Raw genomic sequence first — 21501 nt, 5'->3', positions numbered from 1 at the left:
CCGCCAAACCAAAAAAGCCAATCCATGACAGATTGGCTTTTTGGCTGGTGTGTGAATTATTTCACGTCTTTCCAGAATTCTTTGTTCAGCAGGTACACAGGGATTAGCAGTGCCAACAAGAACAACAGAACAAATGCGCCGTAGATTTTGCGCTCATGACGTACAGGCTCAGCCATCCACGCCATGAAGTTCACCAAATCGCCCACGCGAGCTTCGTACTCTTCTTGACCCAGCTCTTTTTGCAAGTTATGCAAAACGTGCGGCATTGCTGCGTTTGCTAGGACAAGGTTGTTCGCACCCCAAGGACGGCTTGGGTCTTCGTAGAATGACAGTAGGTAAGTATAAACCCAGTCATCGCCACGCAAGCGGTTCACTAGCGACAAGTCAGGCGGTGCAGCACCAAACCAAGCCGCTTGAGTATCAGGATCGATTTGCGCAGTAATGTGATCGCCGATTTGATCGCTGGTTACCAGTAGGTATTTTTCAACCAACTCTGGCGGAATGTCTAGGTCTTGTGCAATGCGAGAATGGCGTACATATTGTGCGCTATGACAGCCCACGCAGTAGTTCATGAACATTGCCGCGCCACGTTGTAGCGAGCCTTTGTTTGTCAAATCAATGGGAGCGTGGCTGCATTCTAGCGTAACGTTTTCGCCATCGGCATTGGTGTAAGTACCACAGCCACCGCCACCTGCTGCCATTGCGCTTGGGCTTGCGATGACAGCGGTTGCTGCCAATAGAATGCCTGCACCGATTTTTGACAGACTGCTTTTTAGATTAAATGCGCTCATCAGTGGCCTCCAGTAACACGCTCAGGTGGTTGTTTGCATTTCTCAATTGAAGTGTAGAACGGCATCAATAGGAAGTACAAGAAGTACAAAATTGTGCAAATACGACCAACGATAGTACCTGTCGGTGTTGATGCAACACCACCAAGATAGCCTAGGATAATGAAGCTAACCACGAAAATTGCCAAAGCGATTTTTGACAAAGCGCCTTTGTAGCGGATAGATTTCACAGGTGAGCGGTCAAGCCAAGGCAATGCAAACATGATAAGAATTGCACCGAACATTACGATAACACCCGGTAGGGCAGAGCCGAACATAGATGGTGTCGCACGCAGCATGGCGTAGAATGGCATATAATACCAAACAGGGGCGATATGCTCAGGTGTTTTTAGGGCGTTCGCTGCTTCAAAGTTTGGTTTTTCTAGGAAATAACCGCCGCCTTCTGGGAAGAAGAACACAACCGCAAAGAAGCAGATAAAGAATACCACGATACCTACCATGTCATGCACGGTGTAGTATGGGTGGAACGGTACGCCGTCAAGCGGTACGCCGTTTTTGTCTTTTAGTTTTTTGATGTCTACGCCGTCTGGGTTGTTCGAGCCAACATGGTGCAATGCCACTAGGTGCATGAATACCAAGCCAACCAAAATCAACGGAATGGCAACAACGTGTAGCGCAAAGAAGCGGTTTAGTGTGATGCCTGAGATGATGTAGTCGCCTTTCACCCACTCGCCCAAAGCATCACCAATGAATGGAATTGCTGCAGGCAGGTTTAGAATAACTTGCGCACCCCAGAATGACATATTACCCCAAGGCAGCAAGTAACCAAAGAAGCCTTCTGCCATCAAGCATAGGTAAATCAGCATACCGATGATCCACACAAGCTCACGCGGTTTTTGGTATGAGCCATACATCAAGCCACGGAACATATGCAGGTACACCACCACGAAGAAAGCTGACGCACCCGTTGAGTGCATATAGCGAATCAGCCAGCCGCCTTTGACATCACGCATGATGTATTCTAGTGAAGCAAACGCACCTTCTGCGCTTGGGTTGAACATCATGGTCAGCCAGATACCAGTTACGAGCTGGTTTACTAGCACCACCATAGATAGTACGCCAAAGAAATACCAAAAGTTAAAGTTTTTTGGCGCATAGTACTTTGACATATGGTATTCATACGTCTCGGTTGCAGGGTAGCGTGCGTCCACCCAGCTCATAAATTTCTTAGCAATGCTCATGATTACGCCTCCCCAACTGTCAAGATAGAGCCTTCAATCTTGTAGATAGGTACTGGTAGGTTTGCAGGCGCAGGCTGTCCACTGTACACACGACCTGCTAGGTCATATTTTGAACCGTGGCAAGGGCAGAAAAATCCACCAAACCAATCACTACCGCCCAAATCCGCTGCGCCCACTTCTGGACGGAATAGCGGTGCGCAGCCTAAATGCGTACACACGCCTTCTACAACCAAGATTTCAGGCTGTACTGAGCGGGTGTCGTTTTTGCAGTTTTCAGGCTGTACAGAAGCGTCAGAATTAGGGTCGGCAAGTCTAGAAGCAACTTCTGCTAGATTTGCAACCATTTCCTCTGTACGCTTGACGACAAAGATAGGTTTGCCACGATATTTTAGGGTGATCATTTGTCCAGTTTCAACGCCAGCGATGTCAGTTACGACCGCTGCACCAGCAGCTTCCGCCTTGGCGCTTGGATACCAAGAACGCACAAATGGGGTGGCGATTGCACCAACACCAACTGCGCCGATGGCAGCGGTTGAAGCAATCAGGACTCTACGGCGTTTTACATTCACGCCTTCGGCATGGCTCATTAAAACTTCCTCCAGAAAAAGAATGGGATAGCCCCATACTGGGTGCGTGGCGAAAAACGGTTTTTAAAACTTCGCTCCGTTCGCCACCGTTGCTGTGCCTATTACAAAATCGGTAAGATTACAAATTAAAAATTTTGGTTTACCAAACGTAACTATTTTAAGCTATTTTTGCAATAAAATAAATTCCTAAGGTGCTAACTTGTGCAAAAAAACCGCAAAATTTTTAATGAATTGATAAAAAAGTGTGATTTTTGCCAAAAAATGGCAAAAATTCCCAGTGAAGCAGTGGGAAATTAACGCTAATATTTTACATTATTTATTTAAAATTTATTGAATATTTTCAGCTTTCATGCAATGGCTGTTTTGTAATTTTATAATAAAAATAGCGCTGATGGTTGCCGCTGCCGATAGGGCAAATTGACAAATTGAAAAAACGGCAAAACGTAAAAAACTCCCGATAAAATATCGAGAGTTTTTTTTGGCAAACGTAAAATTAACGTTTTGAGAATTGTGGACGGCGACGTGCTTTGCGCAGACCCAATTTCTTACGTTCAACTTCACGAGCGTCACGAGTAACGAAGCCAGCTGCTTTTAGAGCAGGTTTTAGGCTTTCGTCAGATTCGATTAGCGCGCGAGTGATGCCGTGGCGAATCGCACCTGCTTGACCGCTTGCACCACCACCAGTAACGGTGATGTATAGATCGTAGTTGTTCACTGCGTCTAGTAGTTCAAGTGGCTGACGTACAACCATGCGTGAAGTTTCACGACCGAAGTATTCGTCTAGTGATTTGCCATTGATTACGATGTTGCCAGTGCCTTTAGACAAGAAGACACGAGCAGTAGAAGTCTTGCGGCGACCAGTGCCGTAATTGCGTTCCATGTGTATCTCCTTAGATGTCTAGTACTTGTGGCTGCTGTGCTGCGTGCGGATGCTCGCTACCAGCGTACAACTTCAGTTTTTTAATCATCGCATAGCCCAAAGGACCTTTTGGTAGCATACCTTTCACTGCTTTGTGTAGCACGTCTTCAGGTTTGTGCGCTAGCAATTTAGTGAAGTTGGTCTCTTTGATGCCGCCCGGATAACCAGTGTGGCGATAATATTTTTTGTCCTGAGCTTTCTTGCCAGTTACAGCAATTTTGTCAGCATTGATAACAACGATGTAATCGCCAGTATCAACGTGTGGAGTGTACGATGGCTTGTGCTTGCCACGAAGACGAGAAGCGATTTCACTCGCTAGACGACCTAGCGTTTTGCCTTCAGCGTCCACGACATACCAGTCATGTACAACTTCAGCGGGTTTGGCACTGATAGTAGTAGTCATATAAAACCTATTTAGTTGAGTTTGAGAGTAAAAAACAAAAAACTCAAGCACAAAGGCTTGATTTTACTTGTTTTAAGAGTTGGGGAAACGAAGGGCTCTCAAAAAACGGTTCGTATTTTACCTAAAAAATTCAGTCTTTGCAAGTAAAATTTAACATAAAGTTTGCGCTTGGGTTGGCAAATTTATGGTTTGAGTTTGCTTGGGATTGATAAAGTAGGGCGGTTGATATAAGACAAATGCAAAAAGAGCAAATCAAGTGCGGCAATTTGCCCAAACTTTAAGCACGCATGCTAAACAATAAAAAGTTAATCGTTAAAAACCGCCAAACCTGCAAATACTTGCCCAACTTTGGCGGATTTGATGAGTTCTAGCTTATCAAAAGGTGCAATGATGTCTGTCAGCGGCTGATCGCTTTCTAGGTAAATCAGCGTGTCTTGGTGGTATAAGCCGTGCGTGATGATGAGCGTGATGAGTTCGTGCCATAAATTCAGCGCATAAGGCGGGTCAAGAAAAATCACATCAAAAGGCGCATCTAGTAAGGGCAGGGCGTTTTGGGCGGTGCTGTGAATGATGTGCGCACCACCGTTTTGTAAGGCTTGTAGGTTTGGGGCGTGAATTTTTAGGGTGGCGGCACTCTGTGTCAGTGTGCGTGCTTGGGCGGCATTCGCTTCAATCATCACGGCAGATTTTGCGCCACGAGAAATCGCTTCAAAGCCAAGCACGCCACTGCCTGCGCACACATCAAGCACCGCAGCGTCATGCAAATCGGCAGTCAGCCAGTTAAACAGCGTCTCACGCAATCTGTCAGGCGTGGGGCGCAGACCGTCAGCATCAATAAAAGAAATCAGCCGTCTTTTAAACGCACCGCCAATGATACGCACTTGCCCTGATGGCTGCGTGGATTTGTTGCCGAGTTTGGTGGGTTTGGCGTTTGCTTTACTTTGGCGTTTGCTAGACATGAAAAGGCTTTGGGTTTGTTTTTTGATGATGTGGTAAAAAGATTTGCTTATTATAGCACGTTTTGATGGGTTTGTTTTGGCGATGTTTGCGTGATTTTATCCACTTTGTGCCAAAATTATGCTAGAATTGTCGTAATTTGCTTGTTATTTTGCCGTGTTGGCTAGGCTGTCTTTTAGCCTTTGGTGTATTTCATGTTTTCATCTGTTTGGCAACTGCTTAAAGAACACCCTGAATTTATCGCCATGCTGACCATTCCGCCTGTAACGGCTTTTGTTACTTGGGCGCACGTTTGGATGGCTTTGGAGATGCTCTTTTACCCCATTAAGTTTTGGGGTGTGCGTGTTGCAGGTATGCCATTTGGCTTAAAAGGCTTGGGCTGGCAAGGGATTGTGCCTGCCAAAGCAGGTAAGATTTCTGGCGTCATCGTCGATCAGACGCTTGCCAAACTTGGCAACATCAAAGAGTTTCTAGAAGCGATGGAACCTGCTGAAATGGCGGATTTTGTAACGTCTGCGGTGGATAGCAATCTAGAAGAGCTGATTGATGAAATCATGCTGGAGCGTTCTTATACGCTGTGGACGCACACGCCTTATGCCATCAAGCGCCGCATTTATGCGCACGCCCACAGCGAGCTGCCAAGCGTGATGAAAAATCTGGTGCTGGATTTGACCTACCATGTAGAAGAGCTGGTGGATATGCGCCAGATGATTGTGCGTAAGATGGAATCTGACCGTAAGCTGATGGTAGATATGTTCCTACGCGTGGGCAAAAAAGAAATCAATTTCATCTGGAAAATCAGTGCCTTAATCGGCTTTGGTTTTGGTATCATTCAGATGGCGATTTTTTATTTTGTGCCGCAGCATTGGACGGTGCCGTTTTTTGCGGCGATTTGGGGCGCACTGACCAACTGGATTGCCATTTGGATGGTGTTTAACCCTGTTGAGCCGCATTATGTGCGCTTTTTGCGCGTGTTTCGTAAAGACGATGACGGCATTCATTTTATGCTGCCGCACATTCACCGCTACAACTGGCAAGGCGGCTTTATGAAACGCCAAGACGAAGTGTCTAGCGTGTTTGCTGAGATTGTCGTCAAAGAACTTGTAACACTTGAAAACATCATGCACGAAATGATGTACGGCGCAAGAGCCAAGCAAACGCGCGCGCTCATGAAATCGCACATGCACGCCATGCTAGAATCACCTGTGGTGGCGACCACACTAAAAGTAGGGCTTGGCGGCGAAGGCGAGATTCATCGTTTTGAAGAAGCGATTATTGATAAATCTATTGACGCAACGATGGTACCGATTCGCGACCCTGAGCTGAATACATCACGCGCCGATAAGATTTTTGGTTTGTTTGAAAGCCGTATTCGCAGCCTGACGCCAAAAGAATTTCAAAACCTTTTGCGCCCCGCCTTTAAAGAAGATGAGATGACGCTTGTGGTTTTGGGGGCGATTACAGGGCTGTTGGCAGGCTGGCTGCATTTGGTGGCGGTGTTTTTTTAAGGCAAACTGTTTTAAGGCAAACTGTTTTAAGGCGAGCTGCTTTAAGGCAGATTGTATGCAGTTTGTATCAAGATGGGCTGTGCGGTGAAAATTTTGCTTTTGATGATTGTTGAGCTGTGCAATCAAGCTCATCAATCTGACAAAAGCCAGCTTATCCATGATAAAAAACCGATAAAATAAGTAAAGTTGCCGATTTTAAAATCAATTTATAATAAAATTGTCATAAACAATAAAAACGATTGATAAAACTTATCGTTCTTATCAATAATTTAGCAATTCATTCTTTGAATAAATACTTTATTATAGCGAAAATCACATTCATAAACCCTAAAAGCAAGCGCAAACAAGGTAATTTTTATGCTAATCACAGAATTGGGCTATTTTGCTCTACTTTTGGCACTGGTGCTGGCGATTTTACAAGCGGTACTGCCAACTCTTGGCGTGCTACGCAATCAAGTGCAGTGGCAGCGTCTTGCCCCAAGCCTTGCAGTGGCGCAGTTTTTGGCGATGTCGGTGTCTTTTGCTGCGCTGATGTACGGGTTTTTGTATAATGATTTTAGCTTGGTGTATGTCGCAAGCCATTCTAATTCGCTGCTGCCTTGGTATTATAAGCTGTCGGCAACGTGGGGCGGTCATGAGGGCTCGCTGCTGCTTTGGCTGACGATTTTGGCGGCGTGGTGTTTTTTGGTGGCGGTATTTAGTCGTGGTTTGCCGCTGGATATGCGTGCGCGTGTGCTGGCGGTGCTGGGCGGCATTCAGGTGATGATGCTTGTCATGTTGATTTTTACGTCCAGTCCGTTTGATCGCAGCTTGCCAAATTTGCCTGTGGACGGTGCAGACCTTAACCCGCTGCTGCAAGACCCCGGTTTGATTTTCCATCCGCCAATGCTGTACATGGGCTATGTGGGGCTGGCGGTGCCGTTTGCGTTTTGCATGGCGGCTTTGTGGGCAGGGCGTTTGGATGCGGTGTGGACACGCTGGTCTCGTCCTTGGACGGTGGCGGCGTGGGGCTTTTTGACGCTGGGCATCGCCATTGGTTCTTGGTGGGCGTATTACGAGCTTGGCTGGGGCGGCTGGTGGTTCTGGGACCCTGTGGAAAATGCGTCTTTGATGCCGTGGCTTGCGGCGACTGCGCTTTTGCACTCGCTGGCTGTAACCGAAAAACGTGGCGTATTTAAAGCATGGAGTATCATGCTTGCGATTTTTGCTTTTGCTTTGTCATTGCTAGGCACGTTTTTGGTGCGCTCAGGCGTGATTACTTCGGTGCATTCTTTTGCTGCCGACCCAACGCGCGGTATTGCGATTTTGGCGATTTTGGCGTTGGTGATTGGCGCAGGGCTTTTGATGTTTGCGCTGCGTGGCTGGCGTTTGACGGTGGAGAGCAGTTATCAGCTTAAATCTCGTGAAACCGTGCTGGTGGTGAATAACATCATTTTGCTGGTGGCAACTTTGGTGGTGTTTCTTGGTACGCTGTATCCAATCATCGCTGATGCCTTTGCGCTGGGTCAAGTATCCGTAGGCCCTCCGTATTTTAATGCGCTGTTTGTGCCAGCGACTTGGGTGCTGCTTGCCTTTATGGGTGTGGGTGCAAATCTGCGCTATAAATTTGACAGCCGTCCGCTGGCTGCCATGCTAGGTACGGCTTTGGTCAGTGCGCTGGTGCTGGGTGCGGCAATCGCCTTTGCCATGAGTAATTTGGCGGAAAATCCAAGTTTTGATTGGGGTGTGGTACTGACTGCGCTGCTGTCGGCGTGGGTGCTTGCCTTTATTGCGCTGGATATTAAAGATAAAGTTCGCCATGCGCCAAGCCTGATGGCTGGACTAAAAAAACTCACGCCAAGCTACTACGGTATGCAGCTTGCGCACATTGGCGTGCTGGTAACGGCGTTGGGTGTGGCTGGCGTGTCGGCGATGAGCGTGGAGCGTGATGTGGCGATGACCATTGGCGACAGCACACACGTTCAAGGTTATGATTTTGTCTTGCAGGATTTTGATTTGGTGCATGGCAGCAACTATGACGCCACGCGCGCAACCGTACAAGTGAGTAAAGATGAGCGTTTGGTTGCTACTTTATATCCAGAAAAGCGCAACTATGTCGTGTCTATGATGCCGATGACCGAAGTGGGTATTCGCGCAAGTTTGCTCAACGAAGTGTATGTGGCACTGGGCGAGCCAATCATTGATGAACAAGGCAAGATGGATCAAAACACTTGGGCGGTGCGTGTGTATGTCAAGCCGATGGTGCGCTGGCTGTGGCTTGGCTCTATCATCATGGCGCTGGGCGGTTTGATTGCCATGCTGGATAAGCGTTATCGCCTTGCCAAAACACACAAAGAATAACGCAAAAAAACAGGCAAATGCTGTAATAACAGCAAGCCAAATCATAAATTTTAACCTATAAAACGACAATCCGACCGATGGATTGTCGTCCATTCACTGAAATCATGGAGAACAACATGGCAAATCCTGCTCGTCGTGCGCTGATTTTTATCGTGCCTTTGGTGATTTTTGCGCTGCTTATTGTGATGTTCTTTTTCCGTCTGGGTGATGAAACAGACGTAAAAATCAACACGTCCATGAATAAGCCGTTGCCAGAATTTAGCTTGCCGCTGCTGTCTGACACCAGCCGTACGATGACCAATGCTGATTTGCCAAAAACGCCATTTTTGCTTAATGTGTGGGGTTCTTGGTGTCCAACTTGCCGTGTGGAGCATCCGTTTTTGATGGAGCTTCATGCCAAAGGCGTGCCAATGGTGGGCGTGAATTATAAAGATGAGCTGCCTGACGCTTTGGCGTATTTGAACGAATTTCAAGACCCCTTTGTGTATTCTATCCAAGATTTGTCAGGCGAATATGCGCTGGATTTGGGCTTGACGGGCGCGCCAGAGACTTTTGTGGTGGACGGTAAAGGCGTGGTGTATAAGCACATTTTGGGCGAAGTGAATGCACAAAATTATGCCGATGACATTGAGCTATGCTTGACGGCGCTTGGTGATGATGCGCTGAGCGAAGAAGATAAGACGCTGGCGTGCAGCTGATTTGTGGATTTTTAATAAATCACTAATTTTAAAATCACTGTTTTAAAAAATGATTTAAAAACAAGGCTTTAAAATCAACGGCTTAAAATCTGAGTGGTAATTATGAAAAAACAAACCTTGGGCGTGCTGACGGCAGGCGTACTTGGCGCAAGCATTGCGATGAGTGTCGTACCGCTTGCCCATGCCAGCAGCATTGATGTGTATCAGTTTAACACGGACGAAGAAGAAACTCGCTATCGTGCGCTGATTGACGAGCTGCGCTGCCCTAAATGCCAAAACCAAAATCTGGCAGGTTCTGATGCGCCCATCGCCCAAGATTTAAAACAAAAAACCTACGAGATGATTAAAGATGGGCGTTCGGACGGTGAAATTCGTCAATATATGTTTGACCGTTATGGCGATTTCATCAGCTATAAGCCGCCTGTGCGCCCATCAACGTGGATTTTGTGGTTTTTTCCGCCGCTTTTGCTGGTGGTGCTGATTTTGGGCTGGGTGCTAAAAGCCAAACGTGGGCGTAAACCTGCGCCAGCCATGCCACACAGCGATAACTTAAGCCGCAGTGAAGAAGCGAAACTTGAGCAAATTTTGTCGCATCATCAATCAACTAAGGATCAATCATGACACCGACTTTGATGTTATTTTTTACGCTGTGCGTGCTGCTGTGCGTGCTTTTGGCTTGGGTGGTGATTTTTCCTTGGCTAAAAGGGCGTGCGGTGGTGGACAACCGCCTGATGTCGGTGAACGTGGCGGTTTTTCGTGAGCGCATTGCTGAGCTTGATGAAGATAAAGCGGCTGGCGTGATTGATGAGCAATCTTATCAAGCACAAACCGCTTCACTAAAACGCCAGCTTTTGGCGGCGCAAACCCATGCCGAGACGCACCAAGTCGTGGGCAGAGTGCCGCGCTTGATTGTGATTGTGTGGATTTTACTGCTTGCGGCATTGGCGTATTTGTTGGTGGGCGATCGCACAAGCGTCTATAAACTGTGGCAAGCGCAGGCAAACGTGGGGCAAGTGGCGGACGATTTATTGACTGGCAAGATTGATACGCCGCCAGAATGGGCAGCCAAAGACAGTGCAGCACTGATTACCGCTATGCAAACCAACGTCTACGCCCATGCTTATGACGCAAATCGCTGGATGCGTTTATCGGAGCTGTTTTCCGCCTTGCAAGCCCAGCCGCAAATGCTAGAAGCCTTGGCGCGTGCGCACCGACTTGAGCCTGACAATCACGACATCGCCATGACTTATGCGCAGGCGAGCTTTTTTGCCAATAATGGCGTGCTAGATGGCGTGGCGCGCGATGTGGTAACAAACGTGCTAAAAGCCGAACCAAATCACGAAGGCGCACAAATGCTGATGGTGATGGGCGAAACTCGTGCAGGGCGTTTTGAGATTGCCAAGGCGTGGCTTTCTAAATTGCGCTCAAGCATTGCCGCTAAGTCTGGCGATCGCAGTGAAGCCTTGGCAAGCCTAGACACGCTTGCGGCAAATATTGAAGAGCAAGCCAAAAAAGCGGTACAAGGCGTGGCGGTGTCTATCAATATCGCACCGAATTTAATGCCGCAAATTGGCGAAACGGACGTGCTTTTTGTGTCCATCAGCGATACTGCTGGCGGCGCGCCTTATGCGGTCAAGCGCTTGCCTGTATCGCAAATGTCTGGCGGCACCGCTACGCTTACCCTAAGCGATTTGGACGCCATGCTGCCAGAGCGTACGCTGTCTGTCGGCCGTGCGGCAGGGGTGCAGCTGGCTTTGAACGCACGCATCAGCCATTCAGGTTCGGCGATGAGCGAATCGGGTGATTTGGCGGCAAACCCTGTAATTTTGGGCGATGTGCAAACGTCAGCAAACCTAACGATTTCGCAAGTTGTGCCGTGATTTTACTTTGCATTGAAATTGGCTTGGTGTAAGTTTTTACAAAGGTTTTGGCTTGTGTGCTGATTGCTTTTGCTTTTATTTTGCAAAAAGCCAAACGCAAGCCAAATGAAAACTTGCCAAAACCACAAAAAGCACTTGAACAATTAAGTGCGGTGGTTTATAGTAGCAAAGCGGTGATGGCGGTAAAATTTGCTTATGATGGGTGCGATGGACGATTAAATCCAATCTGCTTATCAAAGCCGCCCACTAAGTATTTTGTTTGTAGTGATGGATTGGTTTGACAGCCAATCATCGCACTCATAAATTCATCTCATACAGTAACGATAGGATATTCTTATGATGCGTATCATTCTTTTAGGCCCACCGGGTGCTGGCAAAGGCACGCAAGCACAGCTGATTTCTAAGGAATTTGGCATTCCGCAAATTTCTACAGGCGATATGCTGCGCGCGGCGATTAAGGCTGGCACAGAGCTTGGCAAGCAAGCCAAAAGCGTGATGGACGCAGGTCAGTTGGTGTCAGATGACTTAATCATCAATCTTGTTAAAGAGCGTATCAGCCAGCCAGATTGTGCCAACGGCTGCATTTTTGATGGCTTTCCACGCACCATTCCACAAGCTGAAGCCTTGGCAGCAGCAGGCGTGGACATCAATCATGTGATTGAAATCAGCGTGCCAGACGATGAAATCGTGAGCCGCTTGTCAGGTCGCCGCAGCCACCCAGCGTCTGGCCGTGTGTATCACATTGTGTACAATCCGCCAAAAGTAGAAGGCGTGGACGATGAAACAGGCGAGCCACTGGTACAGCGTGATGACGACAAAGAAGACACCATTCGTGATCGTTTGGCGGTGTATCACAAGCAAACGGCTGCTTTGGTGGGGCATTATCAAGAAGTGGCAAAGCAGGGCGAAAATGCGCCAGCGTATCACGATTTTGACGGCACAAAAGAGATTAACACCGTGCGTGATGAAATCTTTGCGGTGCTAAAAGCGTAATTTGACGTGTGAATTGTTGATGGGATTTGTCGGTTGGGTTTGATTGAAAACTCAACTGAATTGTCAATTTGATTGGATCAACAAACCAAATTGACAAAACATCAGCAAATAAAAAAGCGGGCTTCGGCTCGCTTTTTGTTTGGGTGGTTTTGTATGGCTGTTTTGATTAAGTTTGAGTGAATAAGCACGAATTAAAAATCGCACGAACACGCTTTTCATCGTCATCAATCGCACCGCCAACCAAACACACCAAAGCAGGGCAGCTTAATAAATCCACCGTCAAAGGCAGGGTTTTATCGTCAAGAATTTTGACGTGATAAAAACCATCAACTTGCTTAATTTGTTCTAAAAATTTGTCCGCATCTAGGTGTGCGTTGGGCGTTTCGTTGATTAAAAACACCACTTTGGCAGGCTGGGTTTGGGTGGCGCACTCGTACATATTTGCGTGCTTTAGGTCTTGATTTAAATGCGCAGCCATGCTTAGCGTGAGCAGATTTGGCTCATAGCACGCCTGAAAAATGATGGGTGCGACACCGCCATGCAAGCGTGCGCCCATTTCAATCATCACAGGATTGATGTAGCTGTCCGTACCCCAAGTGGCGAACAGCTCCATATGCACCGCGCCAACGCTGACATCTAAAGCACGGACGCATTGCTTGGCGTATTTAATGATGGCTTGGTATTTTTTATCAGTAATATCAAGCATTTGCATATTTTTATACACAAAAGGACTGCCGTTATACAGCCCCTTTTCGTACTTGCACAAGCTGGCAACAAACACATGGTCGCCTTGCACCACCATATCCACCACAAACTCATCGCCTGTGATGAATGATTGTAACAGATAGGCGGTGTTTGGTTCGCCAAGTGCGTTCACGCCATCAAATTTTAGCGTTTGCAAGTGGCTTAGTAGCGCAGTTTTATCCTTGATGAATATCACGCCATCACTGCCTGCCGAGTTGATGGGCTTGATGATGTAGCTTTCGCTGTCAAAAAATTCTTGGCTGTCTTTGTGGATAATTTGGCTTTTGATGTGGTTTAATCCGCGCGCTTTTAGTGCGTCTTGCATGGCGAATTTATCGCGGCGCAGCTGGCTGGTGGCAGGATTATTGCCCAGCACGCCAAAATAATGCGCCAAAGTCTCGCCAGCGATGACGCCGCTTTCTGCACCGATAACCACCGCTGCGACATCGCTGGGGTTCAGCTTGTCTTTGGCATCTTGGATGCTGTAGGGCGTTTTATTGACAAAGTGCGTATCATCAAAGCGAAAATAGTCTTTGTTGATGTTGTCATTGGCAATCACCGCATGGCAGCGATAGCCCAAGTCGGCAAAGGCTTTGGCGTACAGTGCGCCTGTGGAAAAAGGATCAACAATGATGACGCTTTTTGTCATGAATAAACTTCCTTTTGGGCTGGGCTAATCAGCCAGCAGACGTATAAAATCAGCACAACGCAGGCAACCGCTGGCAAAAACAGCAAGGTGATGTTGGTTGTGCTTGCAGGATTGGCGAGTAACAAACCCAGCACAAGACTTGCTGCTGCCTGAAACAGCGTATAACTGACCGCGCTGTATTGCCCGATGCTAAAGGCTTGAGCGGTGTCTTTTGCCAAAAGCGACAGTCTTGCTCTGGCAAAAATGCGCACGCTGTTCATGAAGATGCCAATAAAAAAGCAGGCGGCAAGGCTAAGTGCTTTGATGTGTAAAAATACGAATAACAAATCAGCAATGATGAGCAGGGCAGCCATGACAAGGCAGCGTTTTAAGCCGCTTTTTAAAAACACCGCCAAAAACGCACCTGCACCCGCAAAGGCGCTGGCAAGTCCGAAATCTTGCGCTGACCAATGTTTGATTTCTTGAAAAATGATGGGTGTGGTGATGTTAAAACTGATGACGTGTACGCCAAGAAAACCAAGCAAAGCGCACAGCAGGTACAGCGTGCGTTTATCCATAATGGGGCTTTTGTGAGTGGTGGGCGTGCTTGATGTGTGCGACTGTGCGTGCGAGTTTTCGTGAGTGAGTTGTCCTAATTGTCCAAGCTGATGATTTTTCGCCCAAAACAAACACAGCACGCAAAACAGCACGTCCACAGCGGTGATGATGGTCATGGCGTGAAAAAACGCAAAACGCTCCAGCAAAAATCCGCCAATCATCGCGCCTGCAAAAGCACCAATTTGTATGACGGTTTGCATATACCGAGAGCCTTTGTCGGCACTGATTAGGCGCTTTAGCACCAGATAATTATTATAAGATTCGTAGTTGCTTAAAATGCTGACACCCAAAATGCCAGAAATGAGTGCAAGACCAATAAAGGTGTAAAGAGTGGGCGGTAAAAACGCCAATGCCAACGCCAGCACATACAGCGCAATCCGAACCACCATCAAATGCGTGATGGGCAAAGACAGTAAATTGAGCCGAGACAGTCGTTTGATAAGAAAAGGCGTGATGGTGCTGATAAAAATCAGCGTGCCTAAAATCAGCGGATTTTTGGTGAGTTGATAAGACAGCCACATGACCATAATCAGCAACGACATATCGCTAAAATAAAAGACGATGAGACTGCCGTAGAATTTCTTTAGGTTCATGATGGGGCTGTCCTTGTTTTTAGCTTTATTTTAATGAAAATTTCATAAAAATAAAGCGTTTTCCTTTTGGTGGGCTGTGAATGGCTGCACTGGTTTGGGCGTTTTAAAAGGTAGCATAAAGGCGATGATTCGTCAATCTGGCGTGGTATGCTTTGAGTTGGCTTAAAGCCAAATCGGCGGATTATACATCTACCCACTTGGCTTTGTCTTTAAACATACACTCATCATACACAGGGCATTTGCCGCATTTTGGGCTGCGTGCCATGCAGGTGTAGCGACCGTGCAAAATCAGATAATGGTGCGCATCCACCAAAAATTCTTTGGGAATGGCTTTCATCAGCTTATCTTCCACTTCACGCACGTTTTTACCGGTAGCAAGTCCTGTGCGATTGCCCACACGAAAAATGTGCGTATCCACCGCCATCACAGGCTCGCCAAAAGCGGTATTTAGCACGACATTGGCGGTTTTGCGTCCCACGCCAGCCAAGGCCTCAAGCTCACTGCGTGTGCGTGGCACTTCGCCGCCGTGCTTGGCGATTAAATCGGCGCAGGTTTTCATCACGTTGGCGGCTTTAGAATTATAAAGTCCGATGGTGTTGATGTAACTTTTTAGCCCATCAAGCCCCAAATCCAAAATCGCCTGCGGAGTGTTCGCCACAGGAAACAGCTTGGCAGTGGCGATGTTCACGCCTTTGTCGGTGGACTGCGCAGACAGCATGACGGCAATCAAAAGCTCAAAAGTCGTGGAATATTGCAGCTCGGTTACTGGCTCATCAATGGTGGCGGCAAGTTTTTCAAAAAAGTGCTGCACTTTTTCACGGCTCATCTTGCGAGAAGGCGGTGTGTCGGCAGTTTTGGCGACTTTTGGCGCACGTTTTTTGACGGCTTTAGCACTCTTGGTGTCATTAGCGTCATCAAGGGCTTTGGCTTGGGCGATGGCTTTGCTTTTCATGATTGGTTTTGTGGTTTTTAATTTAAAATGAGTTAAGTAACTGATTTATTGATGGATTTTTATAAAGTTAATGGCGCTTGCCAGATTTTTTATCGGCTTTTTTGCCAGATTTTTCGTCTTCTTCGGCTTCGTCCCAGCTTGCCAGACGTGTTAAAATTCTGCCAAACAGCGATGATTTTTTATATTCGCCATGCTTGGTTTTCTCATCAATGGCAATGCCAGTGAGTAGGGCGAGCGCTTGGTGAATATGGTCAATGGCGTAAATGTGGAATTTGCCGTCCGCCACCGCTTGCACGATGTCATCACGCAGCATCAGCTGGCTAAGGTTGGTGCGCGGTAAAATCACGCCTTGGCTGCCGCTTAAGCCTTGCTCACAGCAAGCGTCAAAAAATCCTGCGATTTTGGCATTCACGCCGCCCACCGCTTGCGCTTGCCCAAGCTGATTCATGCTGCCTGTGATGGCAAGCTCTTGGCGCACAGGCACGTCCGCCAATGCTGACAGTAGGGCGCAGGCTTCAGCAAGCGTGGCACTGTCGCCATCAATGTGCGCATAACTTTGCTCAAAGGCGAGCGATGCACTAAAATTAAGCTCCACAAATTCACTAAACAGCGAGCGCAAATAGCTTGTCATAATCAGCATACCTTTGGCGTGCAGACTGCCGCCCAAATCCACATCACGCTCAATATCCAAAATCTCGCCTGAGCCAAATTTTGGCGCAATCAGTGCGGTTAGGCGTGCAGGCATACCAAATTCGCTGTCGGCATACATCAGCACCGTCAAGGCGTTGATTTGCCCTGTGGCACGGCCTTTGGTGTTGATGATTTGTGTGCCTGTTTTGATTTCTTGCCAGTACAGCTCTTGCAGGTAGCTTTTGCGTTCGTGCATGTCTTGTAAGGCTTTGGCGACGTGGCTTTTATTGACAGGCAATGCGCCATCTAGCGTGGCTTGGCGAGCCGATTCCACCAAAAGCTGCAGCAGCTTATCGCTGTGTAGGTTGAGCTTGTGCTGATCGTCTGCCAGCACCGATAATTCGTCTAAAATCGCCGCAAAGGCGGATTTTTCAAAGTCTGGCAAATTTTGCTTGGCAATCATATCCAGCATTTTTACCATCAAGGCAGCTTCACTGGCGGCGTGGCGTGGCACATCGTCATGAAAATCGGCACGAATTTTAAACAGCGAATTAAATTCAGGCTCAAATTCCAGCAATTCATAATACAAATCAGGCTCGCCAAGCAAAATCACCTTTACCGACAGCGGCACGCCATCAGGCGCAAGCGATAAAGAGCCTGTAAGCGTCAGCATTTGCTCAAGGCTTGAGATTTTGATTTGTTTGGATTGTAAGGCGCGCTTAAGCCCTTGCCACGCATAAGGATGCTCAAGCAGTGATGACGCTTCTAGCAGCAGATAGCCGCCATTTGCCTTGTGCAGTGCGCCAGCGCGAATCATGCTGGCATCGGTCAAAATCGTACCAAGCTGCGTAACGTATTCAATATGCCCAAGCAAATTTGGGTGCGTGGGCATATCTTCAAAGACAATGGGCGCACCGCTGTCTTTTTCGTGACTGACGATGACATTGACATCATAGCGGCTAGGCACGCCATGAAAGGTTTTGCTCATGAATTCTTCGTCATTATCCACAATAAAAAGCACGTTTTCTATCACGTCTTTTTGGTATTGCGCCAGATGGTGACGAATCGCTTTGTCGCTGTATTTATTAAGCAAAGGTTTGATGAGTGGCTCGATGATTTTTTGGGTCAAGGTGTCGTGCAGCTCGTTGATTTGGCTGTTTACCGTCTCTTCAAGCTCATCAAGCGTAACGTTAATTTTGGTCAAGCGTTTTTGCAGTTTTTGTAAGGCGGCATCGTCAATCGGTAAATTTTCATCAATCGGCGCAAAAATCGCTTTATTTTCAGTGGTTTGTAAAAGCGTGAGATTGTGCGTTTTGGCGTCTGCGTTGAGCGCATTGATGAGTTTGTGTTCTTGTTTTTGGGCGTTTTGCTTGATGTGCGTGAGCTGATTTTGATAGCTTAAGCTGGCAAATTTTGCCAATATTTTCTTATATAAACTGTGCCATAATTTGTGCATATCCTTGGCAAAAGCTGCACCTGTGGCGGTCGGCAGGCTAAGCGCAATCGGGCTGCGTGGAGTGTCAAAATTATGCACATACACCAAATCAGGCGGTGTGGGTTCGTGCTTGGCGCGTGCGGCAAGCAGGCGTGTGATGAGCGTGCGTTTGCCAAGTCCGTTATCGCCCACGGCAAACACATGATAGCCGTTCGCTTTGATGTCAAGTGCGGTGTTGATGGCTTTGATGGCACGCTCTTGCCCAAATCCGAGCGTGCCAAGTACGCCGTCTTGGTTTGGCAGCGCATTGATGTCGGTCAGATTGCTGGGGTCTGGCAAGCTGTCAGCGTCCGTGTAGCGTTTTAGGTCGGTGGGCGACAGGCGATATTTATCTAAAGTTGTCATGAATGCTTTTTAATTGTGTGATACTTGTTTGATAATTGTCTAAAAGTTATTTTGTTTAATGATTAAGAGTGCTAAAACGGTTTTTCAAACCAAAAAACCGCCCAAAACTGCGCAAAAACCTTAATAAAAGTGCAGATTTTTACGCTTGTGCAAATTGCCCCTATTTTAGCAGATTAAACCGTGATAAAATAGGCAATTTTGGGTGTTTTGTTATCTTGGCGGTCAAATCACAGCAAAGATGACAAATGCTGGTTTGTTTTGGTCAAGTTTGGGTAAATTTAAATAAATTTGGGCGGATTGCACAGTGGATTTACAAACGATGGTATCGCAGGCAGGATTTTTTAAAATTGGTAATCATGCCGATAAGTTTGCCGTGCGTCTACAGCAGGCGGCAAATGCGCTTGGCTTGGCGATGAGTGATGCGCAGTGCGTGGCGATTTTGCGTTATTTGGACGGCTTGCTTTTGTGGGGCAAGGCGTATAATTTGACCGCCATCACCGACCCAAACGAAGCCTTGATTAAGCACATTTTTGATTGCATGGCGATTGTGCCAAAGCTGCCTTTTGCCGATAAATCTGGCGTGAGCGTGCTGGACATTGGCACAGGGGCGGGTTTGCCTGCGGTGTTGGTGGCAATTTTGCGCCCTGACTGGCAGATTACCGCACTTGACAGCAATCAAAAGAAAATCCGCTTTATCCGCCAGATTGTCGGTGAATTAGCGCTTGAAAACTTAACGCCAGTTGCCAGCCGTATTGAAAATTTTACTGGCGAGTTTGATGTGATTACTTCGCGCGCTTTTGCATCTTTGGACGATTTTGTGGCGTTGGGCGCGCCGTACTTGGCGGCAGGCGGTAAGCTGTCTGCCATGAAAGCCAAAGCGCCAGAACTTGACGATAAAGATTTATCGCAGCCTGTGATGTTTGCTGATAAGGCTTGGCAATGCAGCGTGATTGCGCTTAATGTGCCAGAGCTTGCCGACACGCGCTGCCTAGTTGAGCTGGATTTGGCAGATTGATGACGCCAAATTGAATAAGTATTTGAAAATTTACAAAAAATTGACGAAAATTTTACAAAAACCGTGACGAAAAATTGATAGGTGTGTATGGAAATTATTGCAATCGCCAACCAAAAAGGCGGCGTGGGTAAAACCACGACAGCGGTGAATTTGGCGGCAGCGTTGCATCGCATTGCCAAGAAAAAAGTGCTGCTGATTGACCTTGACTCACAAGGCAACGCCACCACAGGCATGGGGCTTGATAAAAATGCGCTTGAATACACGGCGGCGGACATTTTGATTGATGGCTTGGCGTTTCAAAAGGCGGTGGTAACATCGCCATCTGGGCTTGATGTGATTGGTGCAAATAAAGACTTGGCGGGCATTGACGTGGTGCTAAGCGACGTGGAAGATGCGCCATTTTTGCTCAAAAAAGCCATCAAAAAGGCGAAAAAATCTGGCAAAATTGACTATGATTTCATCATCATTGACTGTGCGCCAAGTTTGTCTTTATTGACGGTAAATGCCTTTTGCGCCACGCAAGGCGTGATTATCCCAATGCAGTGCGAATATTATGCGCTAGAAGGGGTGGTGGATTTGATTGATACCATCAAACGCCTGAGTGAGCTGAACGGCAAGCTGTATGTGCGTGGCGTGGTGCGCACGATGTTTGACAGCCGTAACACGCTGGCGCAGGACGTGTCTGCTGAGCTGGAAAATCACTTTGGCGAGCTGATGTATCAGACGCTGATTCCTAGAAATGTGCGTCTTGCTGAAGCACCAAGTTTTGGCTGCTCAATTTTTGATTATGAAAAATCGAGCAAAGGCGCGCGTGCGTATCATCAGCTGATGAACGAGATTTTAAATCGTGTGGACGAGCCTGCGGTGTCGCAAGCGAAAATCAGCGAGCAGTTTCAGTGGTGATGGGCGTGCCTTAATTTCACATTGCGACATTTTCACATTGCGAGACTGTAAAGGCGATACACAGCCAAAAGTAGCATAAAAGTAAGTACAAAAAGCAACACAGCGGTCATTTATAAAGGTAATCATTCATGAAAAAACGTGGGCTTGGCAACAGTCGTGGTCTTGGTGCGCTGATTAGCGGCGTCAAAAAAGAGCGAGCGCTGACGGCGGAAGCATTGGTGGCGACAGCGGACGGCTTGCCTGCCAGTGCCGAGAAAATTGCCGAGCTTGCTGGCGGCAGCAAGGATAAGTCTGCCAAGTCGAAAGCGGACGTGAAGGCGGATAAAGCCGATAAGGCTGATAAAAAAGCCAAAACCAAAAAAGATGCCGCCAAGCCGAGCGAAACCACCACGTCTGATGATGGCGAGCAAGTAACGCTCATGCAAATTGACCCAAATCGCTTGCAGTCTGGCAAATACCAGCCACGCCGTGTGATGGACGAAGCAGCATTGAGCGAGCTTGCCAGCTCCATCGGTCAGCATGGCGTGATGCAGCCCATCGTCATTCGTCCGCTGTTATCTAATGAAGATAAGGTGAATGATGGCGTTACGCACGAAATCATTGCAGGTGAGCGCCGCTGGCGTGCGGCAAAAATGGCAGGCTTAACGCAAATTCCTGCGATTGAGCGTGTGCTGTCTGATGAGATTGCCATTGCGCTCGCGCTCATTGAAAATATTCAGCGTGAAGATTTGAATGTGCTGGAGCAGGCGGCGGCGTTGCAGCGTTTTCATACCGAATTTGGCATGAGCCATGCGATGATTGCTGATGTGGTGGGCAAGGCGCGCGCCACGGTTACCAATCTTTTGCGTCTAAACAATCTGCACGACACCGTCAAAGGCTACATGAATGAAGGGCTTTTGGACATGGGACACGCGCGTGCTTTGCTGTCTTTATCAGACGGTCAGCAGCCAGTCATCGCCAAAAAAATCATCGATGGGCAGATGACGGTGCGTGATGCCGAAAAACTGGTAAAATCCATTTTAAATCCTGAAGCAAAACCTGCCAAAGCTGATTCGCATGAAGTGGCTGCGCTGTCGCAAAAGCTGTCAGACGCACTGGGCGCAACGGTCAAACTCAAGCAAAGCAAGTCTGGCAAGGGCAGTCTTGAGATTTTCTTTTATGGCGATGATGAGCTTAATCAGCTGTTATCGCAGCTTAATGTTTCGCTGTAATGGCGGCAAAATGACGATAAGCACATGACGACACAATTTTCGCCACAAACGCC

The 21501-nt window shown here is 47.6% G+C and carries 19 protein-coding genes; 9 read left to right on the top strand and 10 right to left on the bottom strand.

Translation table 11 applies throughout. The features are described 5' to 3' along the window. Nucleotides 1-56: 56 nt before the first annotated feature. From B0181_RS03855 to rsmD, 6 genes are all read right to left on the bottom strand, one after another. Nucleotides 57-791 (bottom strand): cytochrome c1, encoded by a 735-nt coding sequence (locus B0181_RS03855; protein WP_078276170.1) that lies wholly within the window; start codon nt 789-791, stop codon nt 57-59. Continuing rightward, entirely contained in the window at nt 791-2008 is a 1218-nt protein-coding gene (locus tag B0181_RS03850) for a cytochrome b (RefSeq protein WP_172462145.1), read from the bottom strand. Before B0181_RS03850 ends, B0181_RS03855 begins: the two co-directional genes overlap by 1 nt. A gap of 23 nt (nt 2009-2031) precedes the next feature. Next, nucleotides 2032-2616 carry a ubiquinol-cytochrome c reductase iron-sulfur subunit gene (petA, locus tag B0181_RS03845; protein WP_078276168.1) on the bottom strand — a complete coding sequence of 195 codons (585 nt, stop codon included), beginning with the start codon at nt 2614-2616 and terminating at the stop codon, nt 2032-2034. Between the two features lie 493 nt (nt 2617-3109). Next, nucleotides 3110-3496 carry a 30S ribosomal protein S9 gene (gene rpsI, locus B0181_RS03840; RefSeq protein WP_078276167.1) on the bottom strand — a complete coding sequence of 129 codons (387 nt, stop codon included), beginning with the start codon at nt 3494-3496 and terminating at the stop codon, nt 3110-3112. Nucleotides 3497-3506: 10 nt separating this feature from the next. Continuing rightward, the gene (gene rplM / locus B0181_RS03835) at nt 3507-3938 is read right to left on the bottom strand and encodes a 50S ribosomal protein L13 (protein ID WP_078276166.1); all 432 of its coding nucleotides are present in this window, start codon (nt 3936-3938) and stop codon (nt 3507-3509) included. A gap of 305 nt (nt 3939-4243) precedes the next feature. Beyond that, nucleotides 4244-4897: a 16S rRNA (guanine(966)-N(2))-methyltransferase RsmD gene (rsmD, locus tag B0181_RS03830; RefSeq protein WP_078276165.1), complete on the bottom strand. Its 654-nt coding sequence runs from the start codon at nt 4895-4897 to the stop codon at nt 4244-4246. A 192-nt stretch (nt 4898-5089) separates the two neighbouring features. Between rsmD and B0181_RS03825 the strand changes: the two genes are divergently transcribed. The 6 genes from B0181_RS03825 (at nt 5090) to adk (ending at nt 12314) form a co-directional block, all read left to right on the top strand. Further along, nucleotides 5090-6403: a DUF445 domain-containing protein gene (locus tag B0181_RS03825; protein WP_078276164.1), complete on the top strand. Its 1314-nt coding sequence runs from the start codon at nt 5090-5092 to the stop codon at nt 6401-6403. A 357-nt stretch (nt 6404-6760) separates the two neighbouring features. After that, on the top strand, nt 6761-8743 hold the full coding sequence (locus B0181_RS03820; RefSeq protein ID WP_078276163.1) for a heme lyase CcmF/NrfE family subunit: 1983 nt from the start codon (nt 6761-6763) through the stop codon (nt 8741-8743). A 116-nt stretch (nt 8744-8859) separates the two neighbouring features. Next, a complete protein-coding gene (locus B0181_RS03815; RefSeq protein WP_172462132.1) occupies nt 8860-9441 on the top strand; it encodes a DsbE family thiol:disulfide interchange protein in 582 nt (193 codons plus the stop codon). A gap of 159 nt (nt 9442-9600) precedes the next feature. Next, nucleotides 9601-10062, top strand: coding sequence for a cytochrome c-type biogenesis protein (locus tag B0181_RS03810; protein ID WP_115338226.1), 462 nt, complete (start codon nt 9601-9603; stop codon nt 10060-10062). Beyond that, entirely contained in the window at nt 10059-11321 is a 1263-nt protein-coding gene (gene ccmI / locus B0181_RS03805) for a c-type cytochrome biogenesis protein CcmI (protein ID WP_078276160.1), read from the top strand. Before B0181_RS03810 ends, ccmI begins: the two co-directional genes overlap by 4 nt. Before the next feature lie 339 nt (nt 11322-11660). Next, the gene (gene adk, locus B0181_RS03795; RefSeq protein ID WP_078276204.1) at nt 11661-12314 is read left to right on the top strand and encodes an adenylate kinase; all 654 of its coding nucleotides are present in this window, start codon (nt 11661-11663) and stop codon (nt 12312-12314) included. 166 nt (nt 12315-12480) lie between these two features. Here the strand turns inward: adk and B0181_RS03790 are convergent, their stop codons facing one another. From B0181_RS03790 to B0181_RS03775, 4 genes are all read right to left on the bottom strand, one after another. Then, the gene (locus B0181_RS03790) at nt 12481-13707 is read right to left on the bottom strand and encodes an ATP-grasp domain-containing protein (protein ID WP_078276158.1); all 1227 of its coding nucleotides are present in this window, start codon (nt 13705-13707) and stop codon (nt 12481-12483) included. Next, entirely contained in the window at nt 13704-14897 is a 1194-nt protein-coding gene (locus tag B0181_RS03785) for an MFS transporter (RefSeq protein WP_078276157.1), read from the bottom strand. Before B0181_RS03785 ends, B0181_RS03790 begins: the two co-directional genes overlap by 4 nt. A 181-nt stretch (nt 14898-15078) precedes the next feature. Next, complete coding sequence (gene nth, locus B0181_RS03780) at nt 15079-15723, bottom strand: endonuclease III (protein WP_078276203.1); 645 nt, start codon at nt 15721-15723, stop codon at nt 15079-15081. A 193-nt stretch (nt 15724-15916) separates the two neighbouring features. Continuing rightward, nucleotides 15917-18319, bottom strand: coding sequence for a Lon protease family protein (locus B0181_RS03775; protein WP_078276156.1), 2403 nt, complete (start codon nt 18317-18319; stop codon nt 15917-15919). Nucleotides 18320-18638: 319 nt separating this feature from the next. Here B0181_RS03775 and rsmG point away from each other — a divergent pair, with 319 nt between their 5' ends. From rsmG to B0181_RS03760, 3 genes are all read left to right on the top strand, one after another. Beyond that, the gene (gene rsmG, locus B0181_RS03770) at nt 18639-19334 is read left to right on the top strand and encodes a 16S rRNA (guanine(527)-N(7))-methyltransferase RsmG (RefSeq protein WP_078276155.1); all 696 of its coding nucleotides are present in this window, start codon (nt 18639-18641) and stop codon (nt 19332-19334) included. An 87-nt stretch (nt 19335-19421) separates the two neighbouring features. Beyond that, nucleotides 19422-20237, top strand: coding sequence for a ParA family protein (locus B0181_RS03765; protein WP_078276154.1), 816 nt, complete (start codon nt 19422-19424; stop codon nt 20235-20237). Nucleotides 20238-20365: 128 nt separating this feature from the next. Next, complete coding sequence (locus B0181_RS03760; RefSeq protein WP_078276153.1) at nt 20366-21448, top strand: ParB/RepB/Spo0J family partition protein; 1083 nt, start codon at nt 20366-20368, stop codon at nt 21446-21448. The last annotated feature ends 53 nt before the right edge of the window (nt 21449-21501 follow it).

Origin of the sequence: Moraxella caviae, assembly GCF_002014985.1 — a bacterium.
GTDB lineage: Bacteria > Pseudomonadota > Gammaproteobacteria > Pseudomonadales > Moraxellaceae > Moraxella > Moraxella caviae.
Note: the sequence above shows the minus strand (reverse complement) of the source record. Positions and strands in the feature narration are given on the sequence as shown.